10 protein-coding genes and 1 pseudogene are annotated in these 14,852 nt (G+C 40.5%); 1 reads left to right on the plus strand and 10 read right to left on the minus strand.

The genetic code is table 11. The annotated features are described in order from the left end of the window. The 6 genes from QVO97_RS05565 to QVO97_RS05590 form a co-directional block, all read right to left on the minus strand. Nucleotides 1-591: hypothetical protein (locus tag QVO97_RS05565; protein ID WP_288189068.1), on the minus strand; the 591-nt coding region annotated here is incomplete at its 3' end. 157 nt (nucleotides 592-748) lie between these two features. After that, nucleotides 749-1,471 (minus strand): SipW-dependent-type signal peptide-containing protein, encoded by a 723-nt coding sequence (locus QVO97_RS05570; RefSeq protein ID WP_022359400.1) that lies wholly within the window; start codon nucleotides 1,469-1,471, stop codon nucleotides 749-751. Between the two features lie 77 nt (nucleotides 1,472-1,548). Next, nucleotides 1,549-2,235 carry a SipW-dependent-type signal peptide-containing protein gene (locus QVO97_RS05575; RefSeq protein ID WP_022359401.1) on the minus strand — a complete coding sequence of 229 codons (687 nt, stop codon included), beginning with the start codon at nucleotides 2,233-2,235 and terminating at the stop codon, nucleotides 1,549-1,551. Then, entirely contained in the window at nucleotides 2,219-2,740 is a 522-nt protein-coding gene (locus tag QVO97_RS05580; protein ID WP_022359402.1) for a signal peptidase I, read from the minus strand. The genes QVO97_RS05575 and QVO97_RS05580 overlap by 17 nt, the downstream gene beginning before the upstream one ends. A gap of 43 nt (nucleotides 2,741-2,783) precedes the next feature. Next, nucleotides 2,784-8,045 (minus strand): DUF7601 domain-containing protein, encoded by a 5,262-nt coding sequence (locus tag QVO97_RS05585; RefSeq protein WP_022359403.1) that lies wholly within the window; start codon nucleotides 8,043-8,045, stop codon nucleotides 2,784-2,786. A gap of 313 nt (nucleotides 8,046-8,358) precedes the next feature. Further along, nucleotides 8,359-10,557 carry a DUF7601 domain-containing protein gene (locus tag QVO97_RS05590; RefSeq protein ID WP_022359404.1) on the minus strand — a complete coding sequence of 733 codons (2,199 nt, stop codon included), beginning with the start codon at nucleotides 10,555-10,557 and terminating at the stop codon, nucleotides 8,359-8,361. Between the two features lie 193 nt (nucleotides 10,558-10,750). On the opposite strand from QVO97_RS05590, the gene QVO97_RS12715 reads away from it, so the two are divergent. Continuing rightward, entirely contained in the window at nucleotides 10,751-10,882 is a 132-nt protein-coding gene (locus QVO97_RS12715; RefSeq protein ID WP_369678386.1) for a pentapeptide repeat-containing protein, read from the plus strand. 1,234 nt (nucleotides 10,883-12,116) lie between these two features. Here QVO97_RS12715 and srtB read toward each other — a convergent pair. From srtB to QVO97_RS05615, 4 genes and pseudogenes are all read right to left on the minus strand, one after another. Further along, nucleotides 12,117-12,884 carry a class B sortase gene (gene srtB / locus QVO97_RS05600; protein WP_022359406.1) on the minus strand — a complete coding sequence of 256 codons (768 nt, stop codon included), beginning with the start codon at nucleotides 12,882-12,884 and terminating at the stop codon, nucleotides 12,117-12,119. A 3-nt stretch (nucleotides 12,885-12,887) separates the two neighbouring features. Next, nucleotides 12,888-13,544, minus strand: coding sequence for a hypothetical protein (locus tag QVO97_RS05605; RefSeq protein WP_022359407.1), 657 nt, complete (start codon nucleotides 13,542-13,544; stop codon nucleotides 12,888-12,890). A 469-nt stretch (nucleotides 13,545-14,013) separates the two neighbouring features. Continuing rightward, entirely contained in the window at nucleotides 14,014-14,547 is a 534-nt protein-coding gene (locus QVO97_RS05610; protein ID WP_288189072.1) for a tyrosine-type recombinase/integrase, read from the minus strand. 93 nt (nucleotides 14,548-14,640) lie between these two features. After that, nucleotides 14,641-14,847: pseudogene (locus QVO97_RS05615) on the minus strand (site-specific integrase); the annotation flags it as partial. Nucleotides 14,848-14,852: the final 5 nt, after the last annotated feature.

The following is a 14,852-nucleotide window of genomic DNA, read 5'->3' on the forward strand; positions in this document are numbered from 1 at the left end:
GCTGTGGCTGCTGCCACCGCCGCCTCCGCCACCACCGCCTCCGCCGCTGGAAGGTGTAGTTCCTTCCACGCAGAAGATCCAGTCTACTGCGGCAAATCTTTCCGCAAAATCATTGTCGAAGGTGGGTCCAGGAATATTCAGTGTAATCTTCATATTCTTCTGGGTACCTGCTACAAAACTTCCTAAACTCAGTCCATGTTCTCCGGCTACCATGGCTTCATAGCCACTTTTCGGAGTGACACCATCTGCACTTCCTTCGTAAATAGTCGTGCCATCCAGCTCCAGCTTCATCTCAATCTGCTTCATGATATCGTCACTGAAAGTCTTTCCAGGTACGGATGCCTTACTCTTATCCCGAACTGCAACTATACCATCATCACTGGTAAAATCAGCCTTCGACATCAGATAAATGGTAACGGATCGATTACTCTTATTGGAGAGAGAAACCTGCTTCTCTACCGTATCACCCGGCATCAGATCCTTCATACCGGAAAAGAGATCCTTATCCTGGTATCCAACCACGACCTTCGTATCGTCGGCGTATCTGCCACTGCCATTTACATCAACTGAATCTGCAGCGAGTGCAGTCATGCTTAGCACTCCTACGAATGTCGCCGCCCAAAAGCCTGCCATTATCCGTTTAAATAGATTTTTTTTCATAGCATATTAACCTTTCTCGCTGCGAATAATTTGTTTAAGGGATACTTACTTTGTAATTACTGATTTTGGAGTAATTCATTAACAAGAATTACGGAGTAACTAAAGTATTTGAACTTGCAATCACTTTATTCTTGTCATCCGGTAAATCAACTTTATCTGCGTCTACCTTATCAAATTCAGTAAAAGCAGCATCTGCATCATCAAAATTCTTACTCTGAATTGCATCTGCTACTACCTTGATGTTGAATTTCTGATCTACATATTCGTTGCCCCATTTAGCACCTGGAATTTGAATTTTATCAAAGATAGTCTCTTCTGTTTTCTTATCACTTAAAAGAAAAGTAGGTACATATGCATAACATACATCTTCACCGTTAATAGTGCCTTTCGTCCAGTTCAAGTCGAGTGCATTAAATTTATTATCTACTTTTTTAAGAAAAGTAATGTCATTATCCTTATTTGGTTCTACTTTAGAATCAACCACCTTCTTATCAACAAGAGAGTTTAAAATCACATCATTACCAGATACAACAATTTTCACTCTTACATACGCATCATTTCCCTTGTTCTCGATGGATACTGCTTTCTGGAACTTATCTCCTGGCATTACATTTTTATACTCTAAACCCTCAGGTGAGGTCACTTTATTACCATCCGTACCACCATCTTCCTTCAGAAGAATATCCACTTTTCCCATTGTCACTACATTGGTTGCTGTCTCGGTATCTGTAAACCATGCCAGGGTTCCACCTACTGCTAATGTACCTACTAATGCTACCGCTGCTGCTGTGAGTGCTACTTTCTTTTTCATCCTTCTACCTCCAAGTTTTAAAAAATTTTTATTATAAAAGCATTCCTACTTTTATTGTTGAATACATATAAATTTTGTTAATTTCCATTTGCCTTTTCAAATGCCGCATATGCTGCATCTGCGCCTGTTGCACTACCTACATCCATATTATCTGCCTGTACGGCTTCGGCTATGATCGGTATTGCCAACATATCCTCGGTAATGCCATCCGGCAGTTTACCATTCTGTATCAGATTCGGATAAGTGACTGCTTCCAGGAATATAGCTTTTTTACAACCGTCTTGAGCAGGATCTAGCGCAGTCGAAAGATACCAGTATCCATCCTCTTTACGAACCCATGATGCGGAAATCGTGCCATTTTTATCATATAAATCTGACACATATATATCACTGCCATTACGGTTCCAAGCACCAATCTGTTTACTAACACTCGGACCTTCTGTGGGCTTGTAAGTTACAACAGCACTTCCAACCTGCTCATTTCCATCAGCGTCCTTGTACGTATACCTCAGGGTCGGAATATCCACTCTGATTCTGACATAACACTTCGATGTACCGGTGGCTTTCACTCCGATTCCGCTCTTTGTAAGACCGTCTACTTTCTCCTCAACTTCAACCTCAACCTTACCAGTTGAGATGCTATTAACTGCTGCCTCGATATCTGTAAAGAATGCAACGGTTGCGCCAATTGCAAGGATTGCGATCAGCAGTAACGCCAAACCGAATTTCATCGATTTATTCAACATTTTATTCTTGTCTTTCACTCGACTGCTCCTCCTCTTCCGGCTTTAACAGTTCCGGTATAATCTGCAGCAGGATAAATACAATGACATAAGCACCGATACAAAACATACCTTTTTTAGTCCGCATATACAGCGGAATATATCCTATCATAGGCACCGACATACCTGCTTTACCTATCACACTATCAAATGAAACCGGAGCCAAATCCTCTACCTCATTGGCATCGCCTTTTGTCTTAAATTCCCGTGTTTCCTCGTTTATCTTGATTACACGATGGGTAGCTATGGCATTATCACCTTTCCGGAAGGTGATAGGATCTCCGACCTCTATCTCCTCTGGGGTGATATGCTTATCCACAATTACCACACTTCCTACATGGTAATAGGGCTCCATGCTGCCGCTCATGACAGCATAGATATCATTGCCCATTACCCGTGGTACTATCATGACTGCCCCGACGGCAATCACGATAAGTACCATAATTACTGAAATTAAATTACAAATTTTTGTTACTGCTTTTACCATGATCCCTACTCGCCTTTCTGGTTACTATTCTTTATTCGCGCGACTAGTTCTCATTGTCGTCGTCATCTTCTGTCTTGCCGCCGTTTGTGAAAAGAGCGGCAATTTGACGGATTCTGCTTTTTGTTCCGCTGGTGCTTACTGGTTTGAATTTACCATTTTTTACCGTATTAACTGTAATCTTAGAATCTGTAAAGTAACCGTCAGCACATCTGTAGTTTTGGAATGTCACGGTTTCTGGCTGATTAAATCTTACAGTTACCTCCGTTGGATTATTACTATCTGCTTGGTACTGTAAATTAGGCATCTCTTCGAGAGCATAATTACCAACCGGAACCGTAATTTCTTTAGATCCTTCGGAAGCATCCTTAGCGATCGGCACCGACACATAAAAGCTTTCTTGTGTCGTTATATTGGTTACTTTAAAAGTAAATGTAACATTTTCTTTTGCAGCCGGATTCTCTGAACCTTTATTCGGATTCTTTACAAGTTTTTTAGTAATACTAAGCTTTCCTACTGCTGGAACCAGTTTGTTTGTAATCGTAATTGTATCCGACTGGCTCGTATTATCCGCATAATCAATAGTGACAGCATTCTGTTCAACTGCATTATCTCCATTCAGTTTTGATAAGACAAATACCGCCTGATAGTTCGGATTCATTCCAGGGCATTCAGTTAAATCTTCCATAACATTGATACTTGCTACCTCTTTTGGAATATTCACAAGTTTCACTGTTTCTCCTGCTTTTAATTTGACACTGAAAGAACACGTTCCATTCTGTCCACTAAAATTTTCCACACTATGACTGGTATTATCAGCTAACGTGAAATCTGTTTCATCAAGCTGTATACTATCTTTAGTCGTCACGGTTACATTAAATTTATACTGTGCATCTGGAGACGGATTCGAAGCATTCGTCAGAACTTTTTTCAACTCCAAATCTCGCTTATAATAATAGTTTGTAAATTTAACGTTATCGCCTGCCTTTACTGTTTCACTTGTACGCTCTCCCTTATCGTTACTATTAACGTCAACTGTCGTTTTCCAAGCATTCCGTGTTCCTACTTCCGTGATTATAAATTCTTTCTCGATATCTTCCGGATTAATTTTAAATATTGCACTAGCTGTTGTCTCTTGACTGTTAATCGTAATGACTTTTTCCGAATAAATTTGATCCGGATTATTCTTAGGCGTAAGCGTAAAGTTAAATATCTTCTCATCCGGGTAAGCTTGTTCATCTCCAGCCAATGTTTTCTCTACTGTAATAATTCCATATTTGGAATAGACATTAGTGAACTCAACATTGCTTTCCCCTTTGTTTATAGTGCCAGATACAATCGGATTATTTTTTGTAGCTTCTGTTAGTGTTCCATCTACCTTTGCCTGAACGGAAGTCAGAACATAATCATCATCCTCTTTAGGCGTTGGAGTAATCTCTGTAACTGTATAGCTTACTCCTTCAGGTAAATTTTTAAATACAATTGAGTGATCCTTAGCTAATGTAAAGTTATATTTTCCACTGTTCTGTGTTACGCCTTCAGGTTTGGTTGGTATTGAAACGCTTGTATTTCCCTGTTTAAACTCTACAGTAAAGTTGTACGTTTGATCGGGCATGTTTCCATCGACTTCAACCTTTTTACTGATTGTCAAAATAGGTGCTACCTTAACTACAGGTTTCGGGAAATTAACTTTCCCCATCGCATCCGTATATGTTAAATAAGCTTCTTTGTTAGAAAAATAACCTGTTTCATTACTGTGTGTTCCTGTATCTCTACCATTTGTCGCAGTGTCAGGATAATCTGCTGTATAAGAACCTGTTACCTTTACTGCATACGTAAGAACCTTTTTTTGTCCCTTAGCAAGACTATCTGCTACTTTCCACTCAATTTTCGATTCTCCGATCGTATAAATAGCAATTTCCTTACTGGTTTCCGGCTCTAAGTACTTAACAGTATTATCATCCACCTTTTCTGGATTAAGCCTTACTCCCTTATTATCAACTTTCTGTTTTCCATCAGCACTTGTTCCAGAAACAGGCACATTACCATAATACAGTTCAGGAGCATTTATCTGGCTTCCACCAATCTTAATTCCAACTGGTTCAACATGATTACTTAAAATGTCCGTCACCACCGGATTGGTTACATCAATATTCTCAACCGTTGTACCAGAATCGCCAGCAGTGGTTGTCTGAATCGTATCACCTTCAACTTCCAGTGTCACATCGTACTCATTTTCTTCTGTATAGTTCTTCCAGGCTTTTTTTTCAACCTTCGGATCCAACTCACCGTATATATTCGTACATTGAAGGAGATATCCCACCGTATTGCTCACTTGATATATGTCAGATTTTTTTCCTGAAACAGGCGATTGATTTACTCCATTTGAATTACTTACCTTCCATTTAACCTTGTCTGTACCCTGTGAGTTTGTTTCCTCAACATAAAAATATTTACCGGTGTCAATATTAAGATCTTTTACAGCTCCTCCATTCAACGTAAAGGGTTCAATAGAAACTCCATCCGTATTCGATGAATCATCCTGATAAGTTTCCAATTTATTCTTATCGTCTGCGATCACTACTTTGAAGCCAAAGTTACTGCCTGCCTTAGTTGCATCTCCGCCCTGTATATTCTTCTGTATTCTCACACCCTGAGAAGGAATTACAGGAAGGTTAAACTCCATATAGCAGTTAGAACTGTCGCCGCCACGTTCCATATAGTAAAAATCAAGTGTATATACTTCGTCAAAATCTGCTTTTGGTCTTTCAAATCCAACGCAACGTTTTATTCCATTCTGGGCAGTTGAAGAAGCATCCATATCATTGTACAGATACCAATCCACTTCACCATGGCTTGGTGCTTTCTTCGTTCCTGTAAATACATCATTGTGTTTTATAATACCAGTGGAAAAATCAATCGATCCCTTTGTTAATCCGTGAATTCCGCCAAGATCCATTGCCAATCTACTAGCTGATTCCGGCTCATTCTTCTTTCGAATATATACCCAAACGTCATCATCACCGGCAAATGTAAAGGTCATCGGTTTGCCAGCTGTCTTCCCATCCGAAGATAAATTGAAGTCAAACGAAACCTTCATACCAAATGTGCATTTTTTAGCTTCATTTGGTGAAATCAAATATGGTTTTACATACTTATTATATGGGAAAAAGCCATCGAAAGAATAATGTCTACCCTCTACCTTCTTTAAAGCATTACCTTCAAGCTTCATTCTTAACTTTTGACCTTTATAGCTATTCCCTTGCTTCGATTCTACAGCGTTAAACACATAGTAATCATCTACCTTTTGTAATACATCTTTAATATCCACTCCATAATTGGCGGATGTTATTCCTGCTGTCAGTGTATCTCCATTTTCCGGAAATAATTTTGATACCTCATTCAACTTACCTATGTTATAATCATTTGAAAGCTGAATTTTCCCGCTTTCATTATAGGTTGATGCCATAATTCCCTGAAAAGCCACTTGACCATAACCCTCCCAATGATATGCATTAGGTAAATATGAATTTTGAAGATTCTTCTTATTATCAGGCTCATTCAAATAAAACGTCTTTGTCTCATCACCTGCGGTATCATTTTCTATACCTATTATCTTATTAATATTTTGATCCTCATATTTCCCGAACAAATTTTTATCATAATTATACTTATACAGATTAACTTTGAAATCACTAAGCATCTCCGTATTCGCCGGATTAAGACTGGCAACAGGCATCACCATCAACCCCGCAGATGCTTCTGCCGCTTTTGCATTGCCACGTGCTCTTACCATTCGGAAAAGTGATCTGCTTTTTCTCTTCATCAGCACGACTGGGTATACTTCTGCCGGGATATCCACACCTTCTACATCGGAGGTATATACATCCACATCATCGTTGTATGTTTCGTCGTCAACTTCTTCCTCTTCTTCGTCGTCCTCACCCATCATCTCGAATTCTTCTTCCGGACTCTTCGGAGCGTCTTCGTCGTCATCGTCGTAGGAATCCTGAGGTACAAATGCCATTACTCGGTCGATACGATGGGAAGAAATAGAAACCTGCTGTTCTTCGCCTTTTTCCGAGGTGCTATTTCCGGTGTTTCCTTCATTGCCACCCTGGTTCTCCTGAGTTTTGTTCTCTCCCTTATTATCTGCAGACGGTGCCTTATTCTCAGTTGTATTACCAGAATTTTCTTTCGAACCCTGATTTTCAATTTCTACAATGGTTTCTTTGTTTCCTTCATTACCTCCCTGGTTCTCCTGACCTTTGTTCTCTTCCTTATTATCTATGGACGGTGCTGTATTCTCAGTTGTATTACCAGAATTTCCTTCTGAACCCTGATTTCCACCTTCTACCGTTGTGTCTTTATTATCATTTTCCTCTGTGGAGGTACTTCCGGATCCATTTTCTGTAGTTCCGTTTTCCGTAGTTCCGCTTTCTGTGGTTCCGTTTTCCGTGGTTCCATTTCCATCGTTTTCGTCTGTACTGCCCTGGTTCTCCTGGCCTTTGTTCACTTCTTCGTCTGTAGATGGAGCAGGTGTTTCCTCCTCTTCCTGATCGGTTGCCAGCAGCACATTCTTACTTTCTACCTGTACCAGTGCACTCTTTCTTCCATCGATATCCAGCTGGAATGTTAAATCATCATTTGAACGGTTAATAAACAGGAAAATGAGTTTTTCATCGCCATTCATCTCATAATTTTCTGTATCGACGATCGTATCGTTGGCAGATGGTTTTCTCAAATCGCTGTCAGATGCTTTTTCCATATCGCTGTCGGATTCTTCTGTTATGTTGCTGTCAGATGCCTTCCGTGCATTGCTCTGAGTAGCTGCTTTTGCCGCCTGACCGTTCAGTTTCACAAATATCTGAAGTTCTGCATCTTCGTACATTGCATCGGATGCGCTCGCCTCACGGGCATACGGAATATCCTGAAGCTGATAAATGCTTCCGGTGCTCTGATCGAAGATATCCGCATATGCATCGGAATCTACGAATTTAATCGGATCTTCTTCATCTGAAGTCTCAAGCAATTCTTGAAATCCTACCTGTGCATTATAAAATGCGCCTGAACGGATCGCTTCTTCTGCCTCTGTTTTCAAGGCTGTTCCATCCAGTTCAAACAAGACATCTCTTTCCTTAGCGGAAGAATCTAAATCCGGATCCGCAAAGGCGATCCCTTGAAATGATGTTAAAACCATACAAACCGTCAGGATCATCGCAAAACTTCTTTTAATTTTTTTCCTAATCCTTCTCATACCCTTCACCTCTACCTGTTTGTTTTTTCTATATTTAATGGTTTTTACCATCTACATTCCTATTTGCTTTTCTTATCTATACAAGACAATGGTTCTTTTTCATATCGTAAATAGTGTAATTTCTCATTTCTAAAACATTTTAAGTTGTATACAAAGCGGTCATTTGTTGATGCTTTATCTTTTTGCGTGATTATTTTTGCTGAACTTCTAAGTATTTTGGCTTATGGATGAACAACACTTTTGTTGATAAGTGTTATAACCTGCAACGTTGATTAAACGAGAGATCAAAGTGATTGAGGGCCAGCTTTTTACAGATAGCCCTCTTTCGCTTTGTAAAAAACCTCATCACTGTAAACGGAAATGTTTACTCTTCTTCTGTTTTCTTTTTGCCTGTCATAAGTACATATGCTGCTGCCATCATGCCGATTGTCATGAATAACATATACACATCTACCGGTGTAGCATCGCCTGTTTTCGGCAGTGCCTGCAGCGGGATACCTGCTTCATCAGCCGGAGCCGGATCTACATTCGGAAGAACTGGGAACGGAATCTCTGCTTCTGCAGTCTGGCTGCCAGGACCCTTACCAGAACTGGAGCTGCCGCCGTGACCTCTGCCGGAGCTAGAGTGACCACCGGAGCTTCCGCTGCCACTGCCTGAACTTCCACTGCCACTGCCTGAACCACCGCTTTCACTGCCGGAGCCACCGCTTTCATTACCTGTGTTTCCACTGTTGCCAGGTTTTTCATTGCCGTCAGGTTTTTCACCGGGTTTTTCTGAATCACTATTTTTGGTGTTTATGAAATCCGCTTTGTGATCTCCATTTTCAACAATCGTTCCACTAACTTCCGTCACATTCGGTGTGTAACCGTCTAGATTTTCTGTTACCTTATACACGATTCCTGTCGGTAACGATGTTTTTTTGCTTTCTCCATGTTTCAGTTGGAAGTTTGCTTCACCACCTACAAACTCCATCTCACCATAGGTACCTTTCAAAGTCTTATCAGATAGTTCAACTTTAAAATTAAAGAATTTATCTTTATCACATGCTGTACCATCAACCGTCTTAGATACTGTGAGATCTCCTCCTACATAGATATTCTCATAGTCTACTCTTGCCAGACCTTTTGAAGTTTCAGTAACTTCCACATTTGCAGTCAAACTCTCTGCAGACGCACCACCATTTACAGATACTTTTGTAGCAGAACAATTCGACTGGGATGGTTTTGTTTCTTCTACTGTATATGTTCCAGTCTGCAAGCCAGTAAGGATTGCACGTTCCCCGGCTTTCAATGTAATCTTTCCATCCGCTGGAATCTTATATGCTTTCACTTCACCTTTCAGTTTAAGTTTCGCATTTTCCTTTCCAGGATTTTTAATCTCTGGTTCTTCCGTAACGATGCTATATAATCCTTCTGCCGGTTTGCCTTCTTTTGTTACAATAAATTCAAACTGCGTTTCTTTTGTCGGTATTCCTTTACCATCAACTGATTTACTGATAAGAAGATTTCCACGTCCTCCCTTAACCTCTGGATTGGGATATTGATGTGTTCCTGCTATTCCATTTTTAACATAGTTAAAATATGCAGCATCCACTCCTGTAACGTCGTATTTTTTATCTGGTTTATAGAATGTGTATTCTGGATTCAATTCAATCTGATAAACCAAATGATACCGATGTAAGAATGTATTTGAACCGTCTGATTCTGTATACTCAATTACTTTGTTTTTATCTCTTTCATATAGCTTGTCAATATCCCATCTGACTGTTGTGAGAGATTTCACTACCGGAATATCCCCATTTGGAAGTAACTGACCGTTATATTCAAACATCAAATTAATATAATCCGTTGTCGCATTAGGTTCTATATAGTCCTCAGAAAAGCTATATCCTGCATCCTTAGCTAAATTTTTTATTTTAGACAAATCATAATCGCAAGACACGTTACCCAAAATTCTTTTAAAATTCTTCTTTCCTATTTCTCTCCACTCAGCATCTCCTGGAATTGGTGAGCAATAGTACAAGGTATAATCACCTTTGATCTTAGTGTTGTCATTAACATAACGTTCTACTTTTTTGTGACTACCAAAGTCTATAGTAACTTTTACAATCTCGTCTGTATTTTCAGTATTCTTCGCGGTTTCTTCGTCCTCATATAAAGCATATGAATTACCCGAATCATCTTTCAGATAGTAAGAACTCAGATCTAGAACTTCTTTCCAAGATACCGGTATGGTAACATCCAGATGAACGTTAAACTCATTCTCTGTATTGGTTGCAGATACTGTTTTTTTCAATTTGAAACCATTCTGTTTAATTGTAGGTTTCAAACTGTCTGGAATCTGTTTGATATCTTCTTCCGTAAGTCCTTTTTTCTTATCCTTGTCAGCATAATACCATTGGCTTCCAATCTGCCAATTGAAAGCACTGTAAGGATTACCGCCTAAATCGTATTCAAAATCATAATCATCATCCGTAAGAATCTTAAATTTAGAATTAGCTTCACCGGCATCAAGGGTCATGACTTCATAATTCAAGTCAAGTAACTCACCCGCTGTTGTCACGAACGCCGCTGCTGCTCTGCCTTTAAAAAGCACACTCTCGTATACAGTTCCGGAAAGAGAAGCGGTTGTTTCTTCTGATGTTACTTCTTCTGTTTCTTCCGGCAGAGTTACTTCTGTTTCTTCCGGTTCAGCATCTGTTTCCGTTCTTTCAGACGGTACCTCATTGTCAGGTGTTTATTCTGCCGGTGTCTCATTGTCAGGTGTTTCCTTTGCCGGCGCCTCACTGTCAGGTGTTTCTTCAACCGGTGCCTCACTGTCAGGTGTTTCCTCTGCCGGTGCCTCGTTGTCAGGTATTTCTTCTGCCGGTGCCATCAGGAACATCTGAAAATGAGCAGAGCGGGAAACCTTTGCTTCTGCCTGTTCGCCTGCATTTTCACTTGTGCTGTTTGCTTTCTCGCTTGTGCTGTCGGCTTTTTCACTGGTGTTTGCTGAATTCTCAGATACAGAACCCGCATTTTCAGTCTCAGTGCCTTCTGTTCCAGTTTCGCCGTCAGGTGTTTTTGTATCTGGTGTGTCTGTTGTTTCGCCGTCAGGTGTTTTTGTATCTGTTGTGTCTGCTGTTTCGCCGTCAGGTGTTTTTGTATCTGTTGTGTCTGCTGTTTCGCCGTCAGGTGTTTTTGTATCTGTTGTGTCTGCTGTTTCGCCGTCAGGTGTTTTTGTATCTGTTGTGTCTGCTGTTTCGCCGTCAGGTGTTTTTGTATCTGTTGTGTCTGCTGTGGTTTCCGGTGTATCTGTTGTGTCTGCTGTATCCGGTGCAGGCAACTCTTCCTCTTCGAGCTTCATCTGCTTTTTAAGTTCTTTTGCAGAAAGAATCTCGATTTTCTGGCTGGTATTTCCGGCCACTTCGATGGTTCCGGTCTGTTTTGCAGATGAGTTTAAAAGCAGAAAGATGATCTGTTCATCTCCTGTAATCATATACTCATCATCTTCGCCTTCGAATTCATCTTCCTCATCCATGACAAATCCATCCGAAGACAGACGGGCATATACCTTTACAGTCAGATCGCCTTTGTTCTGCTCCAAGCCCTTGAGTTCGTACAGTTTTTCATCTTCCAACTCAAATAAGCCTGCATAATCTTCTGCTGCTTCTCCGACAAAATTAAAATCTTTTGCCACACTGTTTCCATTTGCTGCGTCAATCAGAGCATTTCCAAGCTCTGTCTGGTCAAAGACAAAATTCGTGTTTTCAGTTTTGGTTTCAGGTACTGCTGCCCATACGGTTGTACTTCCAATATTGGTCGTAATCATACTGGTACCAAGTACTGCCGCCATCAGGCGTCTGGCCTGATTTAAACCCTTATGAAACCGAAGATATTTTGCCTTTCGACTTTTACCTTTTCCTTTCATACCCTTCCTCCTAATTAATATAGCCAATACAGAGAATTCTATTTCTGTTCACATCTGTGTGCCCAGCATCATAATTTCTCTATATGTGGTTTCTGCAACATCCAAAAAAATATGTCAACTTTCGCTGACCAGATTCACGCGCCAAGTCTCACGGACATCCAACTTGAACCTGTCCTGTTTCATGTTTTAAATGCAGCCTTTCCGTATCGTATTTAGTCTTCCTCTTCCGTCTCGTACGCATACAAAATGGTTCTTGCATTCTGAAACTCATAACTGCATGTTATAAATGAGTATAATCGTGTAATGGTTTCTTCTGCCGGTGCAGATGCACTGGCTTTTTCTGTCATCTTCCCAATATAGGAAGTAAATTCCTCTTCCGATGAAAATTCTGTTTTTCTGCGAATTCCGTCTGCCGATGCCACCACGGCCGCCAGTGTTTTCAGGTGCATCTCCCGATCTGGCAGATACAGGATAACCTCCGGATGTTTATTGAAATATTCCTGATTTTTAAACTGGACTATATCCTTGAACATGCTTCCATTTCTCATATGGTGACCGTACAGAATGTTATGCTGTGATGAGAAATCCGGCTCATCTTCATAATCCAGAAAAATTGTTCCCGCCACCGTCTCCTGTCCATTCAGATCGTGGTGAAGGTAATAATCATTGTCTTCCCCATGAACCACCGGATAATTAATCTGTGTTCCGGGAATCTGAATCCATGCTGCCACATCCTCGTTCTGTTCCCACAAGGTCTTAAAATCAATGGGGGATACATAGGCTTCTTCTGCTTCCGGTTCCGTTGGTTCCGTCGGTGCTTCTTCGGACTCTTCCGTGGACTCAACCACCTGTTCCATCAGCTTATCGTGTGCTTTTTTCTGCTGGATTCCCTTCCATATATAGGAAGCTAAACCACCGGTTCCAATAGTAAGTGCTGCTATCATGATGAAGATAGCAGCTGTTCGCTTTTTATCCTGCATTCCTTACCCTTGGTTCCTTTCTGCATATTCCTGCAGAAATGGCTTGTACAGTTCCTCTTCTGCCTGTCTGCGGGCCGCTGCCGCATCTTCAATTCTCGTAAAGGTTCCCAGATTGTGTACCTTTCCCTGAAATCCTATGGCCGCTCTCCACTTTGAGTTTTCACGCTTATAGACACCCCGGTAACCGCTTGTATTGCTTGCCGTATTCTTAGGATTTGTTATCTTCTCCAGACAGGTACCATCGACAAAGTGAATGGCTTTTTTCATATTTTCTTTTCGTGTTTCTTCCTGCAGACATCCGCAGCTTTTTGTCTTTCCGGCGCATAAGTTTTCTTTTGAAACTGCCACATGACGACCGCAGCTACAGATACATTCCCAGCATTCTTCCGTATTTTCCGCTCGTTCCACCTTTGAAAGAACCGTCAAACGACCGAACTTGCGTCCCGTCAGATCCACCCAGCGTTTCATGGGCAGTTCTCTCCGGTAGCAGCCGCAGCTTTTTGTATGTCCTGTTTTTAGATGGGACTCTTCCACTACTTTTTCATTGCCGCAATCACAGCGGCACAGCCAGTAGTGACGTTTTTTATTCCTCTGTATTTTTTCAATTTCACAGCAAGCCATCAGCCGCCCAAAGCGCTGTCCTGTCAGGTCCTGCCTCATACACCATACCCCCTTCTATGACATAATTATTATTATGTAACAACACTGTAAATTTGCATTTGTGTGTATTATTTGGACAATATTGCAGCATTGAAAGGTGCATCTGTAATATGTAATCATATATTTTTCGCTTTAGTGTATTGATTTTTTTCTAGGACGTGATAAACTAAAGACAGAGATATGTTCACTAAGATACATTCTCAGATAACAGTTGATATGATAATTGTTCGAAATTTAATTTTTGATTTTTTCCTTGTAATATCAATGGTTTTGGGAATTTGACGATTCGATTTGAACTTGATTCTTTTAGATTTGTTAGAAAATTATCTCATATATGGTATGCTAACAGATAGCAAGGTTTTATAACATAATAATAATTATGTTTTGTTTATTATGTCAGACAATTTATGGCGTTACATAATAATAATTATGTTTCATACTAATATTTTTAATTTTTCATGCATTTCATTTATTTTTCTTTATGAATCAGCAGCCCCAGCTCCAGCTGTCTAAGACAGGCTTCCCGGCTGCTGATTACCGTATAACGTCTTGTGGTTTCCACACTGCTGTGACCAAGATAATCGGCCAGACACACCAGATCGTGATCCCTTTCATAAAATACCTTTGCAAATAGGTGGCGCAGATTGTGCGGATATACCTTGCTGGGCAGGATGCCGGCTTCCACGCTGAGTTCTTTCATTGCGGACCATATATTCTGGCGTTGGACGGATTGTCCGTTTCTGGTTACAAAGATTGCCCCCTCTGTGATGCCTTCTTCCATACAAAACTTCTTTAAATAGGAAGAAAGAGATACCGGAATCAGGATAATTCTTCTTTTTCCCTTACTGTCAATCACAATTTCCTTTGTTTCCAGCGATTCTACAGACACATAAGAAAGCTCACTGATTCTCATGCCGGTACTTGCCAGTGTCTGAATAATCGCAGCCAGGCGTTTATCCTTCCTTTTTTCAGCCGTCCGGACCAGCTTTTTATAATCTGACATGGTCAGCTCTTTCGATTCATCACAGAAGATCTGCCTCTGTACGCGAAAGGCATGTATACAATAATCCTTTTTCCCTCTATAACAGAAATAGTTGTTTAGAGATGCTATCATTGAATTGGCACTTGATATTTTATAATTCGCCAGCAGAAATTCTTTATATTGTAAGACTGTTTCCTTGTCCCATTCCGTTCCGGCAAAATCGAGGAACTTTCTCACATCTCTGCTGTATTTTTCAATCGTATGCCTGCTTTTTTCCATTTCTCTCAGGTGTTCCTGAAATCCTATGAGTTCTTTATCTATTTCTA

The organism is Clostridium sp. CAG:43, assembly GCF_000434655.1.
GTDB classification, from domain to species: Bacteria; Bacillota; Clostridia; order Lachnospirales; family Lachnospiraceae; genus Otoolea; species Otoolea fessa.

Excerpts from the sequence above, each read along its gene's own strand:
- QVO97_RS05570 (WP_022359400.1), bottom strand. The coding sequence starts at position 1,471 with ATGAAAAAGAAAGTAGCACTCACAGCAGCAGCGGTAGCATTAGTAGGT.
- QVO97_RS05580 (WP_022359402.1), bottom strand. The coding sequence starts at position 2,740 with ATGGTAAAAGCAGTAACAAAAATTTGTAATTTAATTTCAGTAATTATG.
- QVO97_RS05585 (WP_022359403.1), bottom strand. The coding sequence starts at position 8,045 with ATGGTAAAAACCATTAAATATAGAAAAAACAAACAGGTAGAGGTGAAG.
- srtB (WP_022359406.1), bottom strand. The coding sequence starts at position 12,884 with ATGCAGGATAAAAAGCGAACAGCTGCTATCTTCATCATGATAGCAGCA.
- QVO97_RS05605 (WP_022359407.1), bottom strand. The coding sequence starts at position 13,544 with ATGAGGCAGGACCTGACAGGACAGCGCTTTGGGCGGCTGATGGCTTGC.
- QVO97_RS05610 (WP_288189072.1), bottom strand. The coding sequence starts at position 14,547 with ATGTCAGATTATAAAAAGCTGGTCCGGACGGCTGAAAAAAGGAAGGAT.